Genomic DNA, 23215 nt, shown 5'->3' with positions numbered 1-23215 from the left:
CCTGTTGTCTATTTCAAAAATCGAGGATCGCGATCTGTCCTCGAAGGTCGGCGAGGCTCAGGTCCTTTCCGCCGGTGTTCAGCCAGCCACCCTTGCCGATCGGCTCGGGTACACCAAGGTGGACGGGCCGCATCCCTTCGGGACGCCGGTGCGGTTGCCCGAGCCGTTCGGGATCGATCTCGATACCAGCGGTCTCTGACCGGGGTCACCCGGTAGCGTGCGCAGGCGTGACAGTCAGCACGCCGCCGAGCGGGCGGATATTCGATGCCTTGAACGCCACCGCCGTACGGACCACGGACGGGTTGCGGGAGCTGTACGAGGATCCCGGGGAGATGGCCCGGCGGAAGGCCGTGGACCGGATCCACGAGGCCGCGCGGGTGGTCATCGGCCGGTCGTCGTTGGTGTTCGTCGCCAGTGCCGGGGCCGACGGGAGCTGTGATGTGACGCCCCGGGGCGGGCCGCCCGGATTCGTGTCCGTGCTGGACGAGTTCACGCTCGCACTGCCCGACGCCACCGGCAACAAGCGGCTCGACACCGCGCACAACATCGTGGAGACGGGCCGGGCCGGCCTGATCTTCGTCATTCCCGGGCGGGCCACCACTCTGCGGGTGAACGGGCGGGCCTGCGTGTCCGCCGATCCGCGGTTGCTGGAGCGGCTGACCGCCGTCGGCAAGCCGCCGCGGAGCGCGTTCGTGGTGGAGGTCGAGGAGGCGTACCAGCACTGCCCGAAGGCGTTCCTGCGCGGCAACGCGTGGAAGCCGGAGCAGTGGCTCGCGGACGATGCCGTGCCGAGTTCCGCCGAGATCACCCTCTCCCACCTGGACCTCCCCGGTCTGACGATCGAGGAGATCCGGCGGCAGGAGCGCGAGAGCCTCCTCCACCGCTACGAGTAGGCGAACAGGGCGCTCAGCCGGGGCAGTCGGGCCGCCATCTCCTCGCTGTCGTCGAAGTCGAAGTCCCAGGACGGGTCCAGGGCCGGGTAGCTGATCGTGAAGGAGTCCGCCGGGAGCTCGCGGCCGGTGCCGGCCTCGTAGGCGGTCCAGGCGATCGAGAGGGCGGTCTCGTCCTCCAGGTCCAGGCCCTCGGCCGCGGCCCCGGCCACCACCGGGTGCGCGGCCAGGGAGTCGGGGTCGGTCAGGGCCGCCTCGAAGGTCTCCTGGCCCTGGGTGAGGAGCCAGCCGCGGAAGTAGTCGAAGCCGTCGTCCGAGCAGCCGCCGTTGATCACGTAGGCCGCGGCCCAGAGCGGCGCCCGGTAGGACTCCGCCAGCAGGTCCCACAGCACCTGCTGGGCCGCCGCTATCTCCGACTCCGGCCGGTCCGCGAGGAGTTCGGCCGCGCGCGCGGACACCTCCTGCGGTTCCGCCTCCGCGCGGGCCGTCTCGATCAGCTTCCAGAACGTCTGCTTGTCCATGGGGAAAGCCTGGCAGCCGGGTCTGACATCAGGCGGGGGTGCTGAGGAAGGTCTGGAGGGATCTTGTGAGCGCCGTGACGAACGCGTCCTGTACCGGCGCCGGGACAAGGTCCAGGGAGAGGTACGGGTTCAGGTCCTCCAGCTCGACGAGGAGCAGTTCGCCCGACGGCGCCCGGCAGGCGTCGACCCGCTGGATACCGTGGTCGAGGGTGTTCCAGTCGACGAAGGAGCGGGCGAAGGCCAGGTCCGCCTCGGTCGGGGAGTAGAGCTCCAGCTCCCAGCGGCGGGCCGGATCGGGGGCGTACAGCGCGTACTGGAAGGCGTCGTCGACGAAGTAGAAGGACACCTCGTACGTGAAGTCGATGCGCGGCTGGATCAGCACGGCCCCGGCCGGCCCGTCCGGTGTCGCGGTGAAGGTGAGGCCGATGGAGTCGGCGCCCTGCTTCGGCTTGACGGCGTAGACGGGGACCCGCGGCAGCTCGGCGAGGCGCGCCGGGTCGTCGATCGTCGGGATGACCGGGTGGCCGGAGGCCGTCAGGTCGAGGAGGTACTGCTTGCCCGCCATGTCGCCGCGGCCGGTGAGCGGGTTGTAGACGCGGGCCCCGGCGGCGAGGGCGGCCGCGCGGAAGGAGTCGTAGGCCTCCTGGTAGTGCAGGACCGGACCGCTGTTGCGGACGATCACCGCGTCGAAGCCCAGCGGCAGCATGGCCTCCGCGTCCGCGGGATGGCACAGGGCCAGGTCGAACGCGGCGCGCAGCCGGGACGTGAGGAATATGTCCTCGTCGCAGTAGCGGCGGCCGCGTGCGGGGTACGCCAGGTCGGTCACGTAGAGCAGGGGCATGAGGGCAACATATCGCGGGCACTGATCAACGCATGAAATACCTCGTACGGGACAAAATGCTGGCCATCGGGGACGACTACTGGATCGAGGACGAGAACGGCCGGCACGCCTTCCTCGTCGACGGGAAGGCGCTGCGCTTCCGGGACACCCTGGAGCTGAAGGATCCGGACGGGCAGATCCTGATCACGTTGCGGGAGAAGCTGTTCACGCTGGGGGACGCGATGACCCTGGAGCGGGACGAGCGGCGGCTCGCCGTGATCCGCCGCAAGCGGCTCTCGCTGGTGCGGGGCCACTTCCGCGTGACCCTGGCCGAGGGCACCGAGCTCGATGTGAGCGGGCGGATCCTGGACCGCGAGTTCAAGGTCGAGTACGACGGTGAGCTGCTCGCGCTGATCTCGCGGCAGTGGTACCGGGTGCGCGAGACGTACGCGGTGGACGTGGTCCGGGAGGACGCGGACGCGGCGCTGCTGATCGCGGTCGCGGTGTGCGTGATCCGGATGGCGGAGAAGGAGCGGGAGGGCGGGGTCAGTCCCGATGGTGCTCCCGGGCCGTGAGCTGGCCCTGGACGTAGGCGTCGGTCTCCGGTGCGTACGGGCCGCCGTGGTCGAACAGCAGGTCGCTGATGCGCTGCCACTCCGCGGCCTCGGCGTGGACGGACGCGTCGGCGGACTCCAGGTCGCCGGCGTCCGCCAGCACCGCCTCCAGCACGGCCCGCGCCTCGTGGTGGGTCAGGCCGGTGGCCCGCTCCCGGACGCTCTCCCGGGCCGCGATCTCCGCGTCGGCGGGCTCGTGGGGCTCCAGGGCGGCTTCCAGCACGGCCTCCGCGTCATTCGTCACCGCGTACCCGCCTCTTCCTCGTGGCTCCGGCGGCCGGCGCCGCCCGTTCTCCTCGTCTGCCCGTGAACGCGGGCGCCAACCGGGGGTCCCGGGGTCGCCGGGACCCCCGGAACCCCTGGACCCCCCGGGGTCCCGTCAGCGGCCCAGGCGGCGGTCCTTCAGCGCCGGGAACTGGGAGCGGGTGTCGGCGACCTTGGCCGGGTCCAGGTCCACGGTGAGGACCTCCTCGCCGGGGCCCGCCTCCGCCAGGACCTCGCCCCACGGGTCCACCACCAGGCTGTGCCCGGCCTGCTCCACGCCCGCGTGGGTGCCGGCCAGCCCGCACGCCAGGACGTAGGACTGGTCCTCCACGGCGCGCGCCCGGTTGAGCAGGGTCCAGTGCGAGCGGCGGCGGGCGGGCCAGCCCGCCGCGACGACCATCGTGGTGGCCCCGGCGTCGACCAGGCCCCGGAACAGCTCCGGGAAGCGCAGGTCGTAGCAGGTGGCGATGCCGAGGGTCTGCTCCGGCAGGGCCACCGTGGTCAGGGAGTCACCGGCCGACATGAGCACCGCCTCGCCCTGGTCGAAGCCGAAGCGGTGGATCTTCCGGTAGGTGGCGGCCAGCTCGCCCGCCGGGGAGAGGACGAGGGCGGTGTTGTAGAGGGAGCCGTCGCCCGCGCGCTCCACGACCGAGCCCGCGTGCAGCCAGACGCCGGCGTCGCGCGCCGCCTTGGACATGGCCTCGTAGGTGGGGCCGTCCAGCGGTTCGGCCTCGGTCTCGAACTGTTCGTAGGCGAACGCGCCGACCGGCCACAGCTCCGGCAGGACGACGAGATCGGAGCCCGCCTGCTCCCGTACGAGTTCGGCCACCCGGACACGTCGGGAAGACACCGACTCGCCCTCGTTCACTGCGATTTGGATCAGCGAGGCGCGCACACTACCACCGTCCTGGCGTTCAAGCCGTCAACTCGGGCCTACGATCGTCACACGAAAGCACTGCCGGGGTGCTCACCGGCAGCGTAGTTTTGGAAACTGAGTCCACTGCTTCCGAAACGCGCCATTGAACAGCACCGCGAGGGGTCCCGTTGACCGTCCAGCCGCATCCCGCCCTCCAGCCCTATGCCGACGCGTGGACACACTCCATCGAGGCGATATCCGAGTTGGTCCTCCCGTTGCCGGAGGGGGAGTGGAACCGGGCGACACCGTGTCCGGGCTGGTCGGTCCGTGATGTCGTGTCACACATCATCGGCATCGAGTGCGAGCAGCTCGGGGACCCGCGGCCGATCCACACCGTGGCGCGGGACCTGCGGCACGTGGTGGACGAGTTCAGCCGGTACATGGAGGTACAGGTCGACGTACGGCGTCACCACACGGCGCCGGAGATGACCTCGGAGCTGGAGTACACCGTGATCCGGCGCTCCCGGCAGCTGCGGAACGAGAAGCGGGATCCGGCCACGATGGTGCGCGGGCCGCTCGGTGACCAGGTGACGTTGGAGCAGGCCCTGCGGCTGCGGGCGTTCGACGTGTGGATCCACGAGCAGGACCTGCGGGCGGCGCTGGGGGTACCGGGGAACTGGGACTCGCCGGGCGCGTACGTGGCTCAGGACCTGCTGCTGGCCGGGCTGCCGCAGGTGGTGGCCAAGCGGGCGGGCGCCCCGGCGCACTCGGCCGTGGTGATCGACGTGCACGGGCAGCTGGAGTTCATGCGGACGGTACGGGTGGACGCGGACGGCCGCGGCACCGTGGACAAGTCGCCCTCGCTGGGCCCGGCGGTGACCCTGACGATGGACTGGGAGACCTACGTCCGCCTGGCGGCGGGCCGGGTGCGGGCGCACACCGTCGCCGACCGGGTGAAGGTGGAGGGCGACGTGGAGCTGGCGGACGCCATCCTCACGCAGTTCGCCGTGACCCCGTAGGGGCCCCGTCAGCGGTCGTCGACGAGGGTCCGGGCCGAGGGGTGGCGGGGCCCGGGACCGTGGCGCGGGCGCCGCGTTCGCGTTCGCGGGCCAGGGCGAGGGGGCGCAGGCGCAGGATGCTGAGGACGCCCACCGCCTCCAGCACGAAGACCGTCGAGAAGGCGATGCGGTAGTTGTCGCCGGTGGCGTCGAGCAGGATGCCCACCGACAGCAGCGTGGTCATGGACGCGATGAAGCCGCCCATGTTCGTGATGCCGGAGGCGGTGCCCTGGCGCTCCGCCGGGTTGGCCGGGCGGGCGAAGTCGAAGCCGATCATCGACGCCGGCCCGCAGCCGCCGAGCACCAGGCACAGGGCGACCAGCAGCCACATCGGTACCCGGTCGCCCGGGTACCCGAGGACCGCCGCCCACAGCAGGGCGGTGAGGCCGACCGTGCCCAGGGCGAGCGGGATCCGCGCGGACCGGCGGCGTCCGACGATCTGGCCGTAGACCAGCCCGAGCGCCATGTTCGAGGCGACGACCAGCGTCAGCAGTCCGCCCGCGGTGGTCCGCGACAGCCCCTGCGCCTCGACCAGGAACGGCATCCCCCACAGCAGCAGGAACACCATCGCGGGGAACTGCGTGGTGAAGTGCACCCACAGGCCGAGCCGGGTGCCGGGTTCGGCCCAGGACTCGCGGATCTGCCGGCGCACGAAACCCCCCGAGGCCCCGGCCGTGCGCGGCGCGGGCCCGTAGCCCTCCGGGTGGTCCCGCAGGAACAGCACCAGCGGCACCAGGACCACCAGCCCCGCCGCCGCGCTGCCCGCGAACGCGGCCGTCCAGCCGACCCCGTGCAGGACCGGGGCGAGGACGAGGGTGGAGACGAGGTTGCCCGCCATGCCCACCAGCCCGGCCAGCTGCGCCATCAGCGGCCCGCGCCGGGCCGGGAACCACCGGGTGCCCAGTCGCAGCACCGAGATGAAGGTCATCGCGTCGCCGCAGCCCAGCAACGCCCGAGCCGCGAGCGCCGTCCCGTAGGAGGGCGACAGCGCGAAGCCGAGCTGGCCGACGGTGAAGAGCACCGCGCCCAGGGTCAGGACCTTCTTGGTGCCGAGCCGGTCGACCATCAGGCCCACCGGGATCTGCATGCCCGCGTAGACGAGGAGCTGGAGGAGGGAGAAGGAGGCCAGCGCCGAGGCGTTGACGTGGAAGCGGTCCGCCGCGTCCAGGCCGGCCACGCCCAGGCTGGTACGGAAGATCACCGCCACGAAGTAGACGGCGACGCCGATGCCCCACACGGCGACGGCCTTGCGGCCGCCCGGCGGGTCGGCGGGTATGCCGGGAGAGGCGTTCACCGGCCCGTTCACCGAGGCGTTCACCGGCCCGGCCCGCGCACCAGGGCGTCGACCCGGCCGATGTGCCCGCGGACCGCCGCGGCCGCCGCCTCCGCGTCCCCGGCGCGCAGCGCGTCCAGGATCTCGGCGTGTTCGGCGAGGGTGCGGTCCAGCCGTTCGGGGTGGGCGTGCAGGAGGGCCACGCCCATCCGCAGCTGCCGGTCGCGGAGTTGGTCGTAGAGCCGGCACAGGATCTGGTTCCCGGCGCTGCGCACGATCTCGGCGTGGAAGCCGCGGTCGGCGGCCATCATCGCGCCGAGGTCGCCCGCCTCGGCGTGCCGGCGCTGTTCGTCGAGCAGGGCGGCGAGCCGGTCCAGCAGGCCCGGTGGCGCCGGCACGGATCTGCGTACGGTGAACTCCTCGACCAGCATCCGGGTTTCGAGGACGTCGGTGATCTCCTGCGCGGAGACCGGGAGGACCAGGGCGCCCTTCTTCGGGTACAGCTTGAGCAGCCCCTCGGTCTCCAGCCGCAGCAGCGCCTCGCGGACGGGCGTACGGGAGACTCCGACGGCCGTGGCCAGTTCGCCCTCGGTCAGGAGCGTGCCGCCTTCGTAGCGGCGGTCGAGCACCCCCTGCTTGACGTGCTGGTAGACGCGGTCGGCGGCGGTCACGGCAGTGGCGGGGGCGGGCATGCGCACAGGATAGATACAACAGGGGTGCAAGCCGTGCCGGGTCCAGGATGTGGACCGCGGGCCTGCTTCGCCCAGGGGGTACGGCCCCGGGAAGCCAGGGTGTGGACCGCGGACCGCCCGCTGCATCGAAGGATGTACCGCGCCTTCGTCCGGCCGCACGACGTGCGGGGCCCCGCGCCCCGCCACGCTGAAGTCATGACCGACACCCTGCTCGCCCAGGCGGCGCAGAAGACCACCAGGCTCCCGCTCCTGGACGTCCTGCGCGGCGCCGCCATCCTCGGCACGCTCATGACCAACGTCTGGATCTTCACCTCGCCGGGCTCGGAGTGGGGGGTGCTCCAGGGCACTCTGAAACCGCCGGACCCGATCGCCGACCCCTCCGCCGCCCAGCTCGCCGAGAGCGTCTTCCGCTTCCTCGCCGACGGCAAGTTCCTGGCCCTGCTGACGGTCCTGTTCGGGGTGGGTCTGGCCATCCAGTTCGACTCCGCCGCCCGACGCGGCGACCCCTGGCCCGGCCGCTACCCGCGCCGCGCCGCCTTCCTCTTCGTCGAGGGCACCGTCCACTTCGTGCTCGTCTTCGCCTGGGACGTGCTCATGGGGTACGCCGTCACCGCCCTCCTCGTCGCCTGGCTGCTGGCCCGCTCCGAGAAGGTCCGCAGGCGGGCCATGTGGACCGCCGGTGGAGTGCACCTGGCGCTGATCTCCCTGCTGACCCTCGACTCGCTGAGCCGGCCCGCCGGGGCCCCCAAGACCCCGGACCCGGCCGCTGTCGAGCTGTACGCCCACGGCGACTACCCCGCCCAGATCGCCTTGCGCCTGGAACACTTCCTCGCCCTGCGCATCGAGCCGGTCATCTCCTTCGGGCTGCTCGTGTTCCTCTTCCTCCTCGGAGTGCGACTGCACCGCGCGGGCGCCTTCACCGCCACCGCCGAGGGCCACCGCATCCGGACCCGGCTGGCCGCCTGGGGCCTGGGCCTCGGCCTGCCGCTGAACGCCGCGACCACCCTCGGCGGCTCCGACTTCTACCTCCTGGGCCGCTACGGCGCCGCCCCGCTGCTCGCCCTCGGCTACATCGGCCTGATCGGCGTCGCCCTCGACCGGCGGTGGATCCCGGCCTCCGTGCGGACCGCCCTCGGCTCCGTCGGCCGCACCGCCCTGTCCTGCTACGTCGCCCAGAACCTGCTCTGCATGCTGCTCTGCTACGGCATCGGGCTGGGCCTGGCCGAACGCCTCGGCGGCAGTGGCCCCTGGTGGGTGATGGGCCTGTGGGCCGGCGTGAGCCTGACCCTGGCCGCCGGATCGTGGCTGTGGCTGCGCCGCTTCGACCACGGCCCCCTGGAGGCCGTGCAGCGCACGGTCCTCAGGCCCCGCCGGTGACCGCCACCACCTCCACGTCCAGCACGAACTCGTCGTACGGGGCCTCGTCCGGGTAGGGCGGCCGGACCTGCGCGAAGCGGATCCGGGCGCGGCCCCCGCCCGGGGGTCGCGCCCGGATCAGGTAGGTCCGCTCCACCGGGGCTCCGGGCAGCGGAGCCGCCGCGGCGGCTGCGGCCCCGGGGGCCTCCGCCTCGGGGGCCTCCGCCACCGTCACCACGTCCGCGTCCCCCGTGACCTGCCAGGTCCACACGTACCCGCGCGCCCCGCGCCCGGTGAGCCGCAGCTCGTACGGCTCGTCCGGGCCCAGCACGATGCTCCGTACCTCCACGCCCGCCCGGTCCTCTCAGACGGGGCCGATCACCGACCCCTCGTGCCAGCCCGCGCCGTCACGCCAGTAGTGCTGAAGGCGGCGGTCGGTGCGCAGGACGATGACTTCCAGGTTGAACCCGAAGCTGCCCTGGAGCATCCCGGTGACGCGGGCGACGTCGTGCCCGAAGACCGCGCCGCGCCGCCAGGGGGAGCCGCCCGCGTTGCCGCGCCACCAGTGCTCGACCTGCCCGCCGGCGACGGCCACGCACAGCTCGTAGTTCCCGGCGGTGTCCTCGTCGGCGGCCCCGAACTGCCCCTCGATCAGGCAGGGCGCGGAGACGGCCGCCGTACCGCTGCCGAAGATCTCCCCGGCCCGCCAGGTGAAGCCGTCGGGATCGTCGCGCCACCACAGCTGCATGCGGCCGTCGGTGAGGGTGGCGACGAGGTCGAGGTGGCGGGCGCGGGTCTGGACGAGGGCGGGCCCGTAGTGGGCGATGCCGGAGCCGAACCGGCCGCCGTCGTTCCAGGTCCAGGGGGCGCCGTTGATCCGCCACCAGTGGTTGAGGCGGCCGTCGGCGGTCCGGACGACCACCTCGAAGTTGCCCGGCTTGCCGTAGTCGCTCTGGATGAACGCGGGGGTCGAGCCGGCCGCCGCGTCGCCCGGCCCGAAGACGCCGCCGTCGCGCCAGACGGCCGCGGACTGCTCGTAGTACCAGTGGCGCAGCCGGCCGCCGGTGGTCACGTGCAGGGACTCCATGTTGCGGTTGTAGGTGGTGCCGGTGAAGGCGGGCTGGCCGGAGGCGTCGGTGGCGAAGGTACCGGCGCGGGCCCACGCGAACGGGGAGTCGCCCTCGCGCCACCAGTGCTGGAGGCGGCCGCCGGGGGCGGTGGCGAGGAGCTCGAAATTGCGGTGGGCGCGGCCGTTGCCGCTCTCGTAGACGTTGCCGGTGTGCAGCCGGCGCTTGGTCCACGGGTCGGGGTTGGTGCCGCGCAGGCCGCACTTGGCCCAGTGGTCGATGTCGACCTCGCCGTAGGCGATCCGGCCGTAGCCGCCGACGTGGTAGCCCGTCCCCCAGGAGTTCTTGAACAGCCAGCAGCCGGCCGCGTCGTCGTAGCCGACGACCAACACGCAGTGTCCGCCCGCGAGACGGTCGCTCGTACGGTGGTACACGCCGGAGCCGAGCGCGAAGAAGTCGTCGTAGACGTCGAAGCAGGCGGTCAGCGGGCCGACCGTGTCCAGCCAGACCTTCTGCTGCTCCACGTCGCCGAGCCGGACGTAGTCGGTGATCCGGACGGTCCGACCGGACCGGTCCCAACTGGGCGTGTACTCGGCGCGCCAGGCGTCGCGGCGGGCGGCCGGCAGCCCGGCGGGCGGGGTGCTGTACGGCCAGCAGTCCGGGTCGGCGAGCCCGCCGTTCGCCTTGATCCAGTCGAGGGCGGTCTCCGGGTTGCTGCCCTGGCCGCAGCTGAAGCGCAGGCCGTCGTGGACGTCCCCCTCGGACCGCCGTGCCCATACGTCGTGCTCGATCCGGGCCATGGACTCCACCAGGCCGGCGGCGCCGAAGGCCCAGCAGGAACCGCACGGGTTCTGGTCCTTGACCTTGGTGATCCACGGCCGACCCCAGCGGTTGCGCCAGTCCACGGCCGCGGGCCGGGCTCCGACCGAGGGCCCCTCGACCCCCGGCAGCAGCCCGTGGGCGGCGCGGCGCCGGGTCAGGTGCGGATTGCCGCTCGGGTGCCCGATGATCCCCGGCAGATCGATCGTCCCCGCCTCCTCGGCGGTGGTCAGATTCGCCCCGGGCTCCAGACCGAGCGAGGGCCGCGGCACGGGCTCCTCGTCGGCGAGATGCTCCAGTACCGACCAGCGCGCCCCCTGTGCGACGAGCCGCGCGCGCAACTCCCCCACCGATTGCACAGACTCCTCCGGCATGGCGGCCCCCCAGCTGCAACCGTTCGGATCCAAGACCCGGGAGCGTCTCCCCGGCGTCCGGGGGCGTCAAGGGGGTCCGCACGGTCGCGCGGTGGCACGAGGGGGCGTGCCGCGCCACGGGCCCCGCGTATGATCCGATCATGATCTCCCTGTCCGTGGACCCCACCTCGTCCAGCTACGCCACCGGGCAGGTCATCGGAGCGACGTTCGTGATCGTCCTCTTCGTCGGGGTGCGGGACGCCGCCGCGGTCTGACCGTTCACCGGGGTTCAGTCGTCCAGCGAGATCGCGTTCTTGGCGCGGGTCACGGATTCCTCGGAGGCGGGTCCGCCCGGGTTCTCCGTCGCCAGCGCCTGGTTGAGGTCGACGAAGGGCCGCAGCCGCTCCTCGTAGCGGACGTACGCGGCGAGGTGGTCCCCGCGGGAGCGCACGAGGGAGTCGGCCAGCACGTGGGCGCCCACCAGGGCCAGGCTGGTGCCCTGCCCCGAGAGGGGGGAGGGGCAGTAGCCGGCGTCCCCGAGCAGGACGACCCGGCCGCGGGACCACCGGTCCATGCGGATCTGGGCCATGGCGTCGCAGTAGAAGTCGGGGGCCTTGCGAGCGGCCTCGGCCAGGCGGGGCCCTTGCCACCGCAGGGACTCCAGCCGGTCGACGACGGTCCGCCGCAGGGCCTCGGCGGTGCGCAGTTCCGGGGCGAGGGGGGCGGACTCGAAGCCGAAGGCGATGCGCAGTTCGGTGTTGTCGCGGACGGGCATGATGCCGAAGCCCATGTCCGCGTCCCGCAGCCACATCTGCCAGTCCTGCAGGCCGAGGAAGTTGTCCGTGCCGAACACCGAGAGGTAGCTGCCCAGGTGGTGGGCGTAGGGCTGCTCGGGGCCGAAGGCCAGGCGCCGCACGGTGGAGTGCAGGCCGTCCGCCCCGACGACGAGGTCGAAGGTGCGCGGCGCCGCGTGCGCGAACTCCACCCGCACCCCGTCCTCGTCCTCCTCCAGCCCGGTGACGGTGTCACCGAAGAGGTACTCGACGTCGGCGCGGGTGTGTTCGTGGACGATCCGCACCAGGTCCTCGCGCAGCACCTCGATGTCCTCGCCGTCGAGCCGGCCGCTGCTGAAGGTCGCCTCGGTGGAGCGGCCGACCTCGCTGCCGTCGGGGCCGAGGATCGACATGCCGCGCATCCGGGTGCGTACACGGCTCGCCCGCTCCAGCAGGCCCATGCGCTCCATCACGTCGAGCGCGACGCCGCGGATGTCCACGGCCTGCCCGCCGCCGCGCACGCCCGGGGCGCGCTCGACGACGGTGGGCTCGAAGCCGTGGCCGTGCAGGAGGTGGGCGAGAACGGGACCCGCGATGCCGCCGCCGGAGATGAGTACGGTCCGCATGAGAAGCTCCTTCGGTGATTCGTACGCTGTACGCACTCTGAATGTACGACGTACGCACAGCCCTCTCAACTGGCAAAATACGCTGCCTGTACTAGTTCAGAACAGCCCTGACGGACATCATCACTGGTACCCTCTGCACTAGTACAGGACCGAAAGGCGGCAGAACGTGACGCAGACCACAGGCACGGCCGGCGCGGCAGGCGATCCGCCCTACCTGCGCATCGTCGCCACGATCCGGCGGCGCATCGCGGACGGGGAACTCACGCCCGGGGACCGGGTGCCCTCCACCCGGCAGATCGCCGCGGAATGGGGCGTCGCGCTCGCCACCGCCACCAAGGCCCTGACCACCCTGCGCCTGGAGGGCCTGGTCGAGGCCCGTCCCCGGATCGGCACGGTCGTCGCCGGGAGCACCCCCGCCGCACCGGCCCGCCGGCGCCCCTCGCCCGCCCCGGACACCGAGCCGGAGCTGACCCTCGACCGGATCGTCCGCGCCGCCGTCGAGATCGCCGACGCCGAAGGACTCGCGGCGCTCTCCATGCGCGGTGTCGCGGCCCGGCTCGGCGTCGCGCCGATGTCGACCTACCGGTACGTCCCCAGCAAGGAGGAGCTGGTCCTCCTCATGGCCGACGCCGCCTACGGCGAGGAGTCCCCCACCGACGCCGGCGCCGACGCCGCCGACTCCACCACCGCCGCCGCCGAGGGCTGGCGGGCGCGCGTCGAGGTGGGCGCCCGGACCCTGTGGCGGATCTACCGCAAGCACCCGTGGCTGGCCCGGATCGGCTCACTCACCCGCCCGCTGCTGGTGCCCAACCTCATGGTCCACGGCGAGTGGATGCTGGGCGCCCTCGACGGCCACGGACTCGACCCGACCGCGCTCTTCGACATCCACGTCCTGCTCTACAGCCATGTGCACGGCCTGGCGGGGCACCTGGAGCTGGAGGCCGACGCCGAAGCCACCACGGGCCAGTCGGAGGACCAGTGGATGGACAGCCGCGCCCCCGTCCTGCGGGAACTGGTCGACTCCGGCCGCTTCCCGACCTTCGCCAAGCTGGTCGGCTCCTTCGAGGACGGCTACGACCTGCGGCTCGACACGCTGTTCGAGCTCGGCCTGCGGGCCCTCCTCGACGGCCTGACCCCCGTCGTCGAAGGCCCGGGACGCTCCCACGGCCCCGGGCCGGCGCCCGTATAGGCTCGGGCCGTATGGGGACGTGGATCGCGCCGAGCGCCATCGAGAGAGAGCTGTACGAGGCCAAGTCCGCCGGTGACTGGGCCGCCTACTTCGACGTGCTGGCCCGGACCCCGCTGTACGTGGCGCAGTCCCGCAAGCGGTCCGACGCGCACCCCGACTCGGTGTTCTTCCACACCACCCCGGACCGGACGCTCGTCGTCCACACCCCCGGCATGCTGCCCGCCCCCACCTCCGAGACGGTCTACGAGTCCCGGAGCCTGCGCTGGTTCTCCGAGGTCTGGGCCGCCGACGACCCCGCCTTCCTCGCCGTGAACCCGCGTTCCCCCGCCGAGGCCTACCTCACCACCACCCCCGCCGACCTGGCCCGCTGGCGCGCCCACGCGGAGGCCGCCCCGCACTACGGCCTGCCCGAGGGCAAGGTCCACGCCCTGTTCACCGGCGGCCCGCTGCACGGGCCCGTCGCCCACGGTCTCGCCGTCGGCTGCCATCTCGCCGTGACGAACGGCGAGTTCTGGAACTCCCTCGCCTACCACGGCAGCGGCTACCAGTACGAGCGCCACCGCGTCGCGAAGAGCTGGAGCATCACCGACCGGCCCGACTGGCTCGCCACCCTGGACACCCTGCTGGACCGCGGGATGGTCAGTCCCGTCTGGGAGTACGCGCTCCGCATCCGGCGCGCCCTCGCCTCCGACTTCGCCGGGCCGGTGGACATCGAGCACTGGCGGCACGCCGCCGAGGCGAGCCTGCGCCGCGGCGCCGAACGCGCCGCCGAACCGCAGCTCACCCCCGACGGGGTCACCGTCGCCCGGCCGCGCCCGGCCGCCGAGGTCGAGGGGGAGATAGCCGGCGTCAAACGCCTCATCGGGCGGATCACCCGCTACGAACAGCGCTTCCGGGCCGACGGACTGCTCCCCGAGGACGGCTGGGTCCGCTCGGTGGAGGGCTGGGACATCGGCCGGGCCTCGCAGATGGCCCGCTGGGGCGTCGGCTGTCGCTACGGGACCGTCGCCGAGGCCGAGAAGGCCGTACTGCGCGCCGGGGAGGCCGCGCGCGACACGTACCGCTCGTGGGCGGAGTTCTCCGCCGGGTACGTCCTCGGCCGGTGTCTGCACTTCGACGAGGAGGAGTTCGGCACCTGGTACACGACCGCCCTCGCCGCCCACCTCGCCCTGACGACCGACCCGGCCAGCCCCTGGCTCAACATCCCCTGGAACCAGGGCGCCTAGGGGGTGTCGGTCGATCAGGGCGGGCCCTGTCCGCGCGGTCGCCGACCTCGGGTAGTCGGTGGCCCCGGCCGTTATCCGGCGGCGGGCCACCGGCCGCCCGACTAGCCTCGCCACCATGACTGTTGAGCTGAACGAGACCGTGCGAGGGCTGCTCGACGCGCCGCACCCCGCAGTCCTGTCGACCATCAACCCCGACGGAAGTCCCCAGAGTTCGGTGATCTGGGTGACCCGCGACGGCGGCGACCTGCTGGTCTCCACCGAGCAGGGCCGCCGCAAGGAGCGCAACATCGTCCGGGACGGTCGGGTCGGCCTGACCGTCTTCGACCTGGCCAACCCCTTCCTCTACGTGGAGATCCGCGGCACGGCCACCGTGACCGAGGACATCGGCCGGGCGGTGGCCGTGCGCATCGCCGAGGAGTACATGGGCCCGGGCGCCGGCAAGGAGTACGCGGACGCCCCGGCGCAGGACGTCCGGGTGGTCGTCCGCATCACCCCGACCAAGGTCCTCGGCAACGCGGCCCGGTAGGCCCGCCGGGCCCGCCGGGCACGCCGGGGCCGCCGGGCACGCCGGGGCCGCCGGGCACGCCGGGGCCGCCCGGGCACCCCTCAGGGGAGTTCGGGCCGGACCTCGGCCCAGGCGTCGACCGCCCGCGCCGCCGGGTCGGTGTCCGCGAGGTGGGGCCGGACGAGCACCAGCCACGGGATCAGGCTCTTGATCCGGCGCAGATGCCGGATCCGGTGGTACGGGAGGTCCCGCCAGACCCGGCCCTGCGCCGCGGCCTGCTCCGGACCCAGGTCCATCAGCGCCAGCAGCTCCCGGCACAGGGCGGCCGGGTCACCGCCCCGGTCCGCTCCGAACTGCTCGATCAAGTAGACCTGTACGGAGGCCAGTTCGGACGCCCGCAGCAGCTCGGGCCCGCCCTCGGCCCGCGCGCAGCGGTGGGTGGCGGCCAGCGCGATCCGGCCCCAGCGCAGCCGGATCGCGTCCGGCAGCCGCTCGTCGCGCATCCGCACCCCGGCCAGGACGCGCAGGGTCCGCGGGTGCGGTTCGTCGCGCAGCGGCGGGTCGGTGGCCAGCCAGGCCTCCAGTTCCTCCAGCGCGTGCCCGTCGGGCGGCACCGAGGTCAGCACCTGCCCCCGGGTGAGCAGCGCGACCATGGCGCCCGCGAGGTGGACCTTCGCGATGTGCCCGGCCTCGAAGGAGCCGACGGCCCGCCCGTGGCGCTCGATCCGGCGCAGGCCGATCCGGAACTCCCCGACGGCGTAGACCTGTCCGGCCCGGGCCACCCCGCCGACGCACCGGACCACGCACACGCCGCCCGTGACGTCGGCCTCCTCGACGGAGTACACCTGCAGTTCGGCGATGGACACCCGCGCCCCCTTCCCCGGGCGGAGGTTACCTCGCGGGGCGTGCGGACGCGCTCACGGGGAACCCTGGACGCGTTCCAGCAGGGGCGCCGCCCAGTCCGGCAGGACGGACGCCACCGGGCGGGGCGGGCGGGGGTCCGAGGTGATGCCGATGCCGCCCGCCGGGTCGCCGTGGACGAACTGCCGCGACCACGACAGCCAGGACCGCACGAACAGGTTCGCGCTCCACGCCAGGGCCAGTGCGCCGCGCCGGTCGGGCACCTCGTACCAGTAGCTGGTGAGCACCACGGCCCGGGAGACCGCCTCGTCCGGGTCCCGCGGCCGGGAATCGGCGGTGAGTCCGGCGGCCAGCACCGATGCCGCGAACCGGTTGTCCGCGAGCAGTCCGCCGCTGTCGCAGACGATCGCGTCCAGCAGGTCCGCCGGGAGGTCCACGGCAGCCCGCTCCAGCCGCGCCAGCAGCTCGGGCAGGCGCGGATCGCCGGCCGTGTCCGGACCGGGGACCACCCGCAGGTCGGTCGGCAGCCGCTCGTCGCCCGTGCGGGCGGCCAGCAGGTGCACGTACGCCAGCGCGCGCAGGGTCTGCCAGCGGCAGAGCGTGTCGAGCAGCTCGACGCGGGACTTGCGGAAGGCGAGCCGCACCGGCCAGTCGGCGGCCCGGACCTCGTCGCCGAGCGCCCTCAGCTCCGCCGGCACCGGGGCCGGGAAGACCTGGCTTCGGCCCGGGTCGTAGGACGGCTCGGCGTGGTAGCCCGGCCAGTCGGGTTCGGGCTCGCGGGGGGTGGGGGCGGGGCTATTCATTGATCTCTTCGGGTTTCGGGGTGCGCCACTTCGCCTGATCCTTGCCATCGCGGGGGGTGATGTAGTTGGAGAGGTCCTCCGGGTCGATGTGGTACCCGTGGATCATATTGTCCTGGCGGATGATGGCCACCGGCCTGGACGGGTCGAGGCTGCGGTCGATGATGATCCGCGCCCCCGTCGCGTCGTCGACGTAGTTGGCCGGCGACTGCAGATGACCGCGCAGGTACTTCTCCAGTTTCACCTCGTCGCCGTTGATGCCTTTGAGGTAGTGGTTGTCCTTGCCGCTCTCCGCCTCGTTGAGCTGGTGGTCGACGCCCTGCGCCGCCCGGGTGCTGTCCGAGTAGGGGGCCAGCCCGAAGGGGTCGCACCACCGATGGGGGTCGGCGACGTACGTCACCGGATTGGGGGCCGCCGCCAGGCCCAGCGGGTCCGGACTCAGGTAACGGGCGGTCTCGGGGTCGTACGTGCGGAAGTAGTTGTGGTGCAGGCCCGATTCGGCGTCGAAGTACTGGCCGGGGAAACGCAGGGGCGTGTACGCCGTGGCGTCCCGGTTCCAGGCCGTCGAGCCCCACAGCGTGGAGCGGCTGCGCCAGGCCAGTTCACCGTGCTCGTCGACGAGTTCGGCGGGCGCGCCCACCAGGTCGGTGACGATGGCGTAGAACCGCTCGTCCACCACCTCCTGGCGTGCGTCGAGCATCCGCTCGGTCTGCGCGATCGGCTGCAGACCGCGGTGGTCCCAGGTCAGGGCGATCTCGCCGGCCGCCTGCGCCGAGGTGCTGGTCTGCTCGCACAGCACGCTGCCGTCCCAGGTGAAGACCGTGCGCTCGGCCACCGCCAGGCCGTCGGGCGTCATCCGTTCCTTGGCCGTACGCCGTCCCAGCGGGTCGTACGTGTACCGCCAGCGCGTCCCGTCCGGGGTGGTGACGGCCGTGATCCGGTCCTCGGCGTCCCATGTGTAGCGCCAGGTGTCGGGCTTGCGCGAGAGCCGGGGCTTCTGGCGGAGCACGACCCGGCCGAGGGCGTCGTACTCGTGGCGGACCCGGCCCGCGCCGGTCAACCGGGTGCCCTCGTAGGTGCGCGGTCCCGTGGCGTCCTGGCCTCCGGGGTGATCGCCGGGCCAGGACGCGGAGGTCTGGTTGCCGGCCTCGTCGTAGGCGTAGCGCTCGGTCCAGTTCTCGGCGTGCACCGCCGTCACCCGGCCCCGCGGGTCGAGGTCGAAGCTGCGCGGGCCGGCCAGCAGGTCGTCGACCCCGGTGAGGACCCCGTCGGACCGGTAGGTGTACCCGCGGCGCTGCACCACGGTCTGCCCGGAGCCCGTGAGTCGCTGCTCGACCAGCCGGCCGGTGTCGTCCCACGCCTGGTCGAGGGTGACGGCGTCCGCGTACGTGCGGCTGAGTTCCTGGCCCGCCGCGTCGTGGGTGAAGTCGATGCGGCGGCCGGAGGTGGTCAGGGCGTCGTGGCGGCCGGCGGCGTCGTACGCCCAGGTGGCGACGGCCCCCGTCGGGGTGGTCCGGCCGGTGCGGCGGCCCAGGGCGTCGTAGCTGTAGGTGAGGGTGCGGCCGTCGACCGTCTCCTGGAGGAGCCGGCCCGCCCGGTCCCGCAGCCGGGTCAGCACGCTGTCCCCGCACACCGCGACGGCGAGCCGGTCGAAGACGTCGTACTCGTACGTCGTCACCGTGCCGCCCGCGTCCTTGCGCACGGTGTGTCCCTGGGCGTCCCGTTCGAAGGTGATCCGCTGCCCGAGGGCGTCGGTGCGGGTGACGAGTCGGCTCGCGGGATCGTAGCCGTAGTCGAGCACCCGGCCGTCGAAGTCGCTCTCCCGGACGAGCCGGCCCGCCGGGTCGTAGGCGTACTCCCAGGTCATGCCCTGCGGGTTGCGGACCTCGGTCAGCCGCAGCTCGGCGTCGTACGCGTACGCGTGGCGCGCGCCGTCGGCGTCGGTGCGGGCGGCGAGCAGGTCGAAGTGGGTGTACTCGAAGTGCACCGCCCTGGCGTCCGGACCGTCCCCGTCCGTACGGGTCAGGCAGTTGCCCTCGCCGTCGTACGCCCACGAGCGACGGCGGCCGTCCGGGTCGGTCCGGTGCAGCGGCTTGCCCTCGACCGTCCACTCCATGCGCGTGACCGCGCCGAGCGGGTCGGTGACCGACGTGATGCGCCCGAAGGCGTCCCGTTCGTAGGTGGTGGTGGCGCCGAGCCTGTCGGTGACGGCGAGCGGCAGCCCGGCCCGGTCGGTGCGGATCCGGGTGACCGCGCCCCCGGGGTCGGTGACGGTGGTGAGGTGGCCGTGCTCGTCGTGGCCGAAGTGGGTGACCGTACCGTCGGGGCGGCTGACCGAGGTGCGGTTCGCGCGCTCGTCGTAGGTCTGGCGGACGACCGAGCCGTCCACGGAGACGACTTTCACGGGACGACCGAGGTCGTTGTACTCGGCGCGCGCCTCCCGGCCGTCGGGCCGGACGAAGGAGACCAGGCGGCCCGTGTCGTCGAAGGTGCTGCGGGTGGTGTGGCCGAGCGGGTCGGTGTGCGCGATCCGGCGGCCGCCGCCGTCGTACGCGTACCGGGTGACCGCACCGAGCGGATCGGTCTCGGCCACCACCCGGTAGCGCTCGTCGATCAGGTAGCTGCGGGTGTGCCCGGCGGCGGTCGTCATCCGCGTCACGCGGTGACCGGTCCGCGGGTCCACGTCGTCGTAGCGGAAGGTGAGGGCGATGTGGCCCGCCTCACCGGCCTCCGCCACGCACCGGTCGAGATCGTCGTAGGCGTACTCGTAGCGGCGGTCGTTCGTGTCGGTCCACGCGGTGATGCGGGCGCGGTCGTCGTAGGTGAACCGCAGCGGCAGGCCGGAGGAGTTGGTGACCTCGGTCAGGTTCCCGTCGGTGTATCCGTACGCGAGGACGCGGCCGCCGCCGGCCAGGTGCAGGGCGGTGATCCGGCCGCCGTCGGTCTCGAAGCCCAGTCGGTAGCCGCCGGAGTGGGAGATGCCCAGCGGTGTGCCGTGTTCGTCGTATTCGAAGATGACGTGGTTGCCGTTCGGATCCTCCAGCTGGGCGATCGGCGCGATGCCGTTCTCGGCGCCGTCGGCCGGTGGGGTGAACCGGCGCACGGCGCCCGTCAGGGGGTCCGTCAGCGTCCAGTCGCCGTCCGCGGTGCGCGCCAGCGGCCGGCGCGGGCCCGACGCCGACACCGGCAGCACGGGCACACCGGGCGCGGGATGCGGATAGCCGACCCGCAGGCCGTCCTCGGAGACCAGGACGATGCCCTTCGCGTCGATCTCCAGGTGCTGGTCGATCGTGGAGGACCAGGTCGGGCCGAACCAGCGGCCCGCCAGGTAGCCGGACTCCGCCCGGCGCGTGAACGCGAACGGGAAGGTACCGGGGAGGACCACGTCCGTCTGCGGGAGGTACATGCGGCCGGTGGCGAGGTCGACGGGGTCGGTGCCCTCGCTGGGCTTGTCCCCGTCGGACCGCTCACCGTGGTGCGGTCCGTGCCGGTCGGTCTCCTTGCGGCCGGGGCCGTCCAGATCGTCCAGGTGCCGTGCGGCCGAGCCGCCCTTCTTCGCGGCGCCCAGGCCTTTGGAGCCGATGAGTTCGGGCAGGAGCTTGCCCACGCCCTCGGAGGGGTCCTTCATGAACTCGTCGAGCATCTGCTTGCCCGCGCCCCACGGGTCGTTGGCCATGGTGACCAGACCGGCGGCCGTCGAGTTGAGGTTCGTCATGTACTCGGCGGGATGGGTCAGGTTGTACGGGTCGGTCGGGTTGAGGGCGCGGGCGAAGTTGACGATGCCGGCGGTGCCCTTGACGACGCCGCCCGCCAGGTGGGTCTGCGCGAGGTCCAGGTAGTCCATGCCGTCCTGGAGCTGCGCGGCGTACGAGGGTTTGGGCGGGGCCGCGTCACGGGCCGCCCGGATCGCCGTACGGGCCGTCTCCGCGACCTCGTTGCGCTGCTTGCGCGCGGTGTCGAGCTTGTCCTGGGCGGCCTTGGCGAGCGGAACGCCGGGATCGGTGAAATCGTCCGCCGGTCGCGGCGGCAGCGTGTCCTTCTTCGCCTCGACCGCTTCCTTGTAGACGTCGATCGACTTGTTGTAGGCGTTGCGCGCGTCCTGCGAGACCTTCTTGGCCTTGTTGTACTCCTCCAGAGCCTCCTTGGCCTGGCCCTGCGCCCACTCCACGGTGTCGGCGAACCGGTTGATCGCGTCGGCCGCCTTGCCGAAGGACTCGGCCGCCTTGAACCAGCGCGGCGGCTCCTTGGCTATCGCGTCCCGGAACGCGTCCGCCGAGGCGCCCTTCAGGCCGTCGCCCTCCAGGGCCTTCAGGCCGTTGCCGACGAGGGTGAACGAGAGCTCGAAGTCACTCAGGTGCGAGACCTGCGCGCGGATCTTCGACACGCTGCCGTAGACCAGCTTCTTCGGGTCCTCGGTCTGCCCGAGCTCCATCTCCGCGACGTCCGCGCCGAGCTGGTTGGCGGCGGAGCGGCTCTTGTCGCGGATCCAGTCGCCCGCCTCGTCGAGTCCGACGTCCTCCGCCACGTCGGCGACCTTGTCGCCGGTCCACTCGATGGCGTCGCCGACGTCCTCGGCCCGGTCCTCGGCCCAGTCCTCGACCGAGTCCGGTACGAAATCCCTCCAACCCATCGGTCAGCGCCCCCCGTCCGCCTGGTCCAGCAGGTCCTTCAGCGAGCCGATCTTCCCGCTGGAGGTCAGCTTGTCGCCCGTGTCGGACCAGGTCTGCTCGATGTCCTGCGCGCTCTTCTCGAACGACTCCGCGCTGTAGTCCGGCTTGTAGACGTCGGCCCGGAAGATGTCGCCCCAGCCCTTCTGCTCGATCTCGTCCTCGCTCGCGTGCGGGTTGCCGTACGCGGCGTTGGCCGCGACCTTGAACGCGCCCTGGAGGTACTGGTCCTCCTCCCAGACCGTCCCGGCGGCGATACCGAGGGAGCGTGCGAGGGTGCTCGCGTTCTGGACGAGGCTGCGCACGCCCCATTCCCAGAGCTCGCAGAAGTCCTCGAAGTCGGTGGCCAGCCCCATGTGGCCGGCCTCCATGCCGGTCATGGCCAGGTCGCTGAAACCCGCCCCCTGCGAGGCGCCGGCCGCGTCCGAGGACTCGCGCAGCTCGGCGATGGCCCCGCGCAGGCCCTTCTGGATGCCCGCGACCGCGACCGGCGAGACCTCCAGGTCCCCGTCGCCCGCCATCAGGCGGCGTCCGCACGGTCGACGGCGCAGGCCTCGGGCACGATGCCCACGACCGGCGGGAAGAGCATCGCCCCGTTCTCGTCGGCGACGTTCACCGCGACGCCCGCCGGTCCGTCGATCATCGGGACGATCGCGTCGACCAGCCGCGCGCCGAGGATCGCGAGGTACTCCCACTCGCGGTCCCCGGCCCCGCGTGCCTGCGCGAAGCGGGCGAGGGCCGCCTCGTCCGTGAACGCGTACACCCAGCGGACACCGCCCTGGACGGCGGACATCAGGCCCCCGCCGGGCCCCTGCTCCAGCGGGGCCAGCAGCGCCGACCTGCGGAACTCACCCACCAGGCGCCCGGGTTCACCCGCGCCGTCATGGTAGGCGGCGATTTCTTCGGTCAGTTCCATCCGCTGTTCCCCTCTCGTACGAGCAGTGGCACGAAAGAAGAAACGTCTCTCGGACGTCGGACGGTTCCTCCAACACCATGCGTATCTCACCGACTTCGCAGCCGGCCCGGTCCTCCCGGACCCGGGGCCGCTCGTCGCCGCCGCGCAGGACCGCCACCCCCACGAGCGCCCTCCGGAACGCCGATGGCCGGTCTCCGCGAGGGAGACCGGCCATCGGGTGGGACGTCCTACGTGCCGCTACGACCAGGTGATCAGGCGGCGGGGGTGCTCCAGGACCGACGCGATGTCGGCCAGGAAGCGGGAGCCGAGCTCGCCGTCGATCAGACGGTGGTCGAAGGACAGCGCCAGGGTGGTGACGTGGCGCGGCTTGACCTTGCCCTTGTGGACCCACGGCTGGAGCTTGATCGCACCGACCGCGAGGATCGCGGACTCGCCCGGGTTCAGGATCGGCGTACCGGTGTCGACGCCGAAGACGCCGACGTTGGTGATGGTGATCGTGCCGTTCTGCATGTCAGCCGGGGAGGTCTTGCCGTCACGGGCCGTGGCGACCAGCGCGGACAGGGACTCCGACAGCTCGCCGAGGGTCTTGGCGTGCGCGTCCTTGATGTTCGGGACGATCAGCCCGCGCGGGGTGGCCGCCGCGATGCCCAGGTTGACGTAGTGCTTGAGCACGATCTCCTGGGCCGCCTCGTCCCAGGACGCGTTGACGTCCGGGTTGCGGCGGATGGCCACCAGCACGGCCTTGGCGATGAGCAGCAGCGGGTTGATCCGCAGCCCCGCGAGGTCCGGGTCGGCCTTGAGCTCCTGGACCAGCTTCATCGTGCGCGTCACGTCGAAGGTGATGAACTCGGTGACGTGCGGCGCGGTGAAGGCCGAACCGACCATGGCCTGCGCGGTGACCTTGCGGACGCCCTTGACCGGGATACGGGTCTCCCGCGCCGAGGCGTCGACCGCGGGGGCCGAGGCCGCCGCGACGGGCGCGGCCACGGCTGCCGGGGCGGCGGCCGGAGCCGCCGCGGGGGCGGCTGCCTGCGGGGTGATCGCGGCGGCGGGCGCCGCGGGGGCGGCC

General features: G+C 72.7%; 22 protein-coding genes and 1 pseudogene. 8 read left to right on the top strand and 15 right to left on the bottom strand.

The window, feature by feature from the left end; translation table 11 throughout:
• Positions 1 to 100: 100 nt before the first annotated feature.
• A pseudogene (locus tag AB8A24_RS34075) lies at positions 101 to 199 on the top strand (Uma2 family endonuclease); the annotation flags it as partial.
• 28 nt (positions 200 to 227) lie between these two features.
• On the top strand, positions 228 to 893 hold the full coding sequence (locus tag AB8A24_RS34070; RefSeq protein WP_328962450.1) for an MSMEG_1061 family FMN-dependent PPOX-type flavoprotein: 666 nt from the start codon (positions 228 to 230) through the stop codon (positions 891 to 893).
• Here AB8A24_RS34070 and AB8A24_RS34065 read toward each other — a convergent pair.
• Together AB8A24_RS34065 and AB8A24_RS34060 are read right to left on the bottom strand one after the other, a co-directional pair.
• The gene (locus AB8A24_RS34065) at positions 884 to 1411 is read right to left on the bottom strand and encodes a DUF4240 domain-containing protein (RefSeq protein ID WP_328962451.1); all 528 of its coding nucleotides are present in this window, start codon (positions 1409 to 1411) and stop codon (positions 884 to 886) included. The two genes, AB8A24_RS34070 and AB8A24_RS34065, sit on opposite strands and share 10 nt — an antisense overlap.
• A 28-nt stretch (positions 1412 to 1439) precedes the next feature.
• The gene (locus AB8A24_RS34060; RefSeq protein ID WP_328962452.1) at positions 1440 to 2252 is read right to left on the bottom strand and encodes a hypothetical protein; all 813 of its coding nucleotides are present in this window, start codon (positions 2250 to 2252) and stop codon (positions 1440 to 1442) included.
• Positions 2253 to 2284: 32 nt separating this feature from the next.
• Here AB8A24_RS34060 and AB8A24_RS34055 point away from each other — a divergent pair, with 32 nt between their 5' ends.
• A complete protein-coding gene (locus AB8A24_RS34055; RefSeq protein WP_369478434.1) occupies positions 2285 to 2806 on the top strand; it encodes an LURP-one-related/scramblase family protein in 522 nt (173 codons plus the stop codon).
• On the opposite strand, the gene AB8A24_RS34050 is transcribed toward AB8A24_RS34055, so the two are convergent.
• Together AB8A24_RS34050 and AB8A24_RS34045 are read right to left on the bottom strand one after the other, a co-directional pair.
• The gene (locus AB8A24_RS34050) at positions 2778 to 3089 is read right to left on the bottom strand and encodes a hypothetical protein (protein ID WP_328962454.1); all 312 of its coding nucleotides are present in this window, start codon (positions 3087 to 3089) and stop codon (positions 2778 to 2780) included. The genes AB8A24_RS34055 and AB8A24_RS34050 overlap by 29 nt on opposite strands.
• A 135-nt stretch (positions 3090 to 3224) precedes the next feature.
• Positions 3225 to 4004, bottom strand: coding sequence for a carbon-nitrogen family hydrolase (locus AB8A24_RS34045; RefSeq protein ID WP_328962455.1), 780 nt, complete (start codon positions 4002 to 4004; stop codon positions 3225 to 3227).
• A gap of 149 nt (positions 4005 to 4153) precedes the next feature.
• On the opposite strand from AB8A24_RS34045, the gene AB8A24_RS34040 reads away from it, so the two are divergent.
• Positions 4154 to 4984 carry a maleylpyruvate isomerase family mycothiol-dependent enzyme gene (locus tag AB8A24_RS34040; RefSeq protein ID WP_328962456.1) on the top strand — a complete coding sequence of 277 codons (831 nt, stop codon included), beginning with the start codon at positions 4154 to 4156 and terminating at the stop codon, positions 4982 to 4984.
• Here the strand turns inward: AB8A24_RS34040 and AB8A24_RS34035 are convergent.
• Positions 4959 to 6341 carry a nitrate/nitrite transporter gene (locus AB8A24_RS34035; RefSeq protein WP_369478433.1) on the bottom strand — a complete coding sequence of 461 codons (1383 nt, stop codon included), beginning with the start codon at positions 6339 to 6341 and terminating at the stop codon, positions 4959 to 4961. The genes AB8A24_RS34040 and AB8A24_RS34035 overlap by 26 nt on opposite strands.
• Entirely contained in the window at positions 6338 to 6988 is a 651-nt protein-coding gene (locus AB8A24_RS34030) for a GntR family transcriptional regulator (protein WP_369478432.1), read from the bottom strand. The genes AB8A24_RS34035 and AB8A24_RS34030 overlap by 4 nt, the downstream gene beginning before the upstream one ends.
• 195 nt (positions 6989 to 7183) lie before the next feature.
• Here AB8A24_RS34030 and AB8A24_RS34025 point away from each other — a divergent pair, with 195 nt between their 5' ends.
• Positions 7184 to 8365 (top strand): DUF418 domain-containing protein, encoded by a 1182-nt coding sequence (locus AB8A24_RS34025; RefSeq protein ID WP_328962458.1) that lies wholly within the window; start codon positions 7184 to 7186, stop codon positions 8363 to 8365.
• Here the strand turns inward: AB8A24_RS34025 and AB8A24_RS34020 are convergent.
• The 3 genes from AB8A24_RS34020 to AB8A24_RS34010 form a co-directional block, all read right to left on the bottom strand.
• A complete protein-coding gene (locus tag AB8A24_RS34020) occupies positions 8349 to 8693 on the bottom strand; it encodes a protease inhibitor I42 family protein (protein WP_328962459.1) in 345 nt (114 codons plus the stop codon). The two genes, AB8A24_RS34025 and AB8A24_RS34020, sit on opposite strands and share 17 nt — an antisense overlap.
• Before the next feature lie 15 nt (positions 8694 to 8708).
• A complete protein-coding gene (locus AB8A24_RS34015; RefSeq protein WP_328962460.1) occupies positions 8709 to 10580 on the bottom strand; it encodes a C1 family peptidase in 1872 nt (623 codons plus the stop codon).
• Positions 10581 to 10872: 292 nt separating this feature from the next.
• Complete coding sequence (locus tag AB8A24_RS34010; protein WP_328962461.1) at positions 10873 to 11982, bottom strand: FAD-dependent monooxygenase; 1110 nt, start codon at positions 11980 to 11982, stop codon at positions 10873 to 10875.
• A gap of 166 nt (positions 11983 to 12148) precedes the next feature.
• On the opposite strand from AB8A24_RS34010, the gene AB8A24_RS34005 reads away from it, so the two are divergent.
• From AB8A24_RS34005 to AB8A24_RS33995, 3 genes are all read left to right on the top strand, one after another.
• On the top strand, positions 12149 to 13171 hold the full coding sequence (locus AB8A24_RS34005; protein ID WP_369478431.1) for a TetR/AcrR family transcriptional regulator C-terminal domain-containing protein: 1023 nt from the start codon (positions 12149 to 12151) through the stop codon (positions 13169 to 13171).
• Positions 13172 to 13182: 11 nt separating this feature from the next.
• Positions 13183 to 14397, top strand: coding sequence for a DUF1266 domain-containing protein (locus tag AB8A24_RS34000; protein WP_369478430.1), 1215 nt, complete (start codon positions 13183 to 13185; stop codon positions 14395 to 14397).
• A 115-nt stretch (positions 14398 to 14512) separates the two neighbouring features.
• A complete protein-coding gene (locus AB8A24_RS33995) occupies positions 14513 to 14923 on the top strand; it encodes a PPOX class F420-dependent oxidoreductase (RefSeq protein ID WP_266382882.1) in 411 nt (136 codons plus the stop codon).
• Between the two features lie 80 nt (positions 14924 to 15003).
• On the opposite strand, the gene AB8A24_RS33990 is transcribed toward AB8A24_RS33995, so the two are convergent.
• The 6 genes from AB8A24_RS33990 to AB8A24_RS33965 all read right to left on the bottom strand — a co-directional run.
• A complete protein-coding gene (locus AB8A24_RS33990; RefSeq protein WP_369478429.1) occupies positions 15004 to 15768 on the bottom strand; it encodes a hypothetical protein in 765 nt (254 codons plus the stop codon).
• A 51-nt stretch (positions 15769 to 15819) separates the two neighbouring features.
• A complete protein-coding gene (locus tag AB8A24_RS33985; RefSeq protein ID WP_369478428.1) occupies positions 15820 to 16566 on the bottom strand; it encodes a hypothetical protein in 747 nt (248 codons plus the stop codon).
• Positions 16559 to 21193 carry a putative T7SS-secreted protein gene (locus AB8A24_RS33980; RefSeq protein WP_369478427.1) on the bottom strand — a complete coding sequence of 1545 codons (4635 nt, stop codon included), beginning with the start codon at positions 21191 to 21193 and terminating at the stop codon, positions 16559 to 16561. Before AB8A24_RS33980 ends, AB8A24_RS33985 begins: the two co-directional genes overlap by 8 nt.
• A 3-nt stretch (positions 21194 to 21196) precedes the next feature.
• Positions 21197 to 21751, bottom strand: coding sequence for a hypothetical protein (locus tag AB8A24_RS33975; RefSeq protein WP_328962467.1), 555 nt, complete (start codon positions 21749 to 21751; stop codon positions 21197 to 21199).
• On the bottom strand, positions 21751 to 22146 hold the full coding sequence (locus AB8A24_RS33970; RefSeq protein ID WP_328962468.1) for a hypothetical protein: 396 nt from the start codon (positions 22144 to 22146) through the stop codon (positions 21751 to 21753). Before AB8A24_RS33970 ends, AB8A24_RS33975 begins: the two co-directional genes overlap by 1 nt.
• A 237-nt stretch (positions 22147 to 22383) precedes the next feature.
• Positions 22384 to 23215 (bottom strand): dihydrolipoamide acetyltransferase family protein (locus AB8A24_RS33965; protein WP_369478426.1); only part of this gene is annotated, 832 nt, incomplete at its 5' end.

Source organism: Streptomyces sp. BF23-19 (assembly GCF_041106355.1).
GTDB lineage: Bacteria > Actinomycetota > Actinomycetes > Streptomycetales > Streptomycetaceae > Streptomyces > Streptomyces virginiae_A.
Note: the sequence above shows the minus strand (reverse complement) of the source record. Positions and strands in the feature narration are given on the sequence as shown.

Coding starts and splice junctions, on each gene's coding strand:
- AB8A24_RS34065 (WP_328962451.1), bottom strand. CDS start 1,411: ATGGACAAGCAGACGTTCTGGAAGCTGATCGAGACGGCCCGCGCGGAG.
- AB8A24_RS34060 (WP_328962452.1), bottom strand. CDS start 2,252: ATGCCCCTGCTCTACGTGACCGACCTGGCGTACCCCGCACGCGGCCGC.
- AB8A24_RS34055 (WP_369478434.1), top strand. CDS start 2,285: ATGAAATACCTCGTACGGGACAAAATGCTGGCCATCGGGGACGACTAC.
- AB8A24_RS34030 (WP_369478432.1), bottom strand. CDS start 6,988: ATGCCCGCCCCCGCCACTGCCGTGACCGCCGCCGACCGCGTCTACCAG.
- AB8A24_RS34025 (WP_328962458.1), top strand. CDS start 7,184: ATGACCGACACCCTGCTCGCCCAGGCGGCGCAGAAGACCACCAGGCTC.
- AB8A24_RS34010 (WP_328962461.1), bottom strand. CDS start 11,982: ATGCGGACCGTACTCATCTCCGGCGGCGGCATCGCGGGTCCCGTTCTC.
- AB8A24_RS34000 (WP_369478430.1), top strand. CDS start 13,183: ATGGGGACGTGGATCGCGCCGAGCGCCATCGAGAGAGAGCTGTACGAG.
- AB8A24_RS33995 (WP_266382882.1), top strand. CDS start 14,513: ATGACTGTTGAGCTGAACGAGACCGTGCGAGGGCTGCTCGACGCGCCG.
- AB8A24_RS33985 (WP_369478428.1), bottom strand. CDS start 16,566: ATGAATAGCCCCGCCCCCACCCCCCGCGAGCCCGAACCCGACTGGCCG.
- AB8A24_RS33980 (WP_369478427.1), bottom strand. CDS start 21,193: ATGGGTTGGAGGGATTTCGTACCGGACTCGGTCGAGGACTGGGCCGAG.
- AB8A24_RS33975 (WP_328962467.1), bottom strand. CDS start 21,751: ATGGCGGGCGACGGGGACCTGGAGGTCTCGCCGGTCGCGGTCGCGGGC.
- AB8A24_RS33970 (WP_328962468.1), bottom strand. CDS start 22,146: ATGGAACTGACCGAAGAAATCGCCGCCTACCATGACGGCGCGGGTGAA.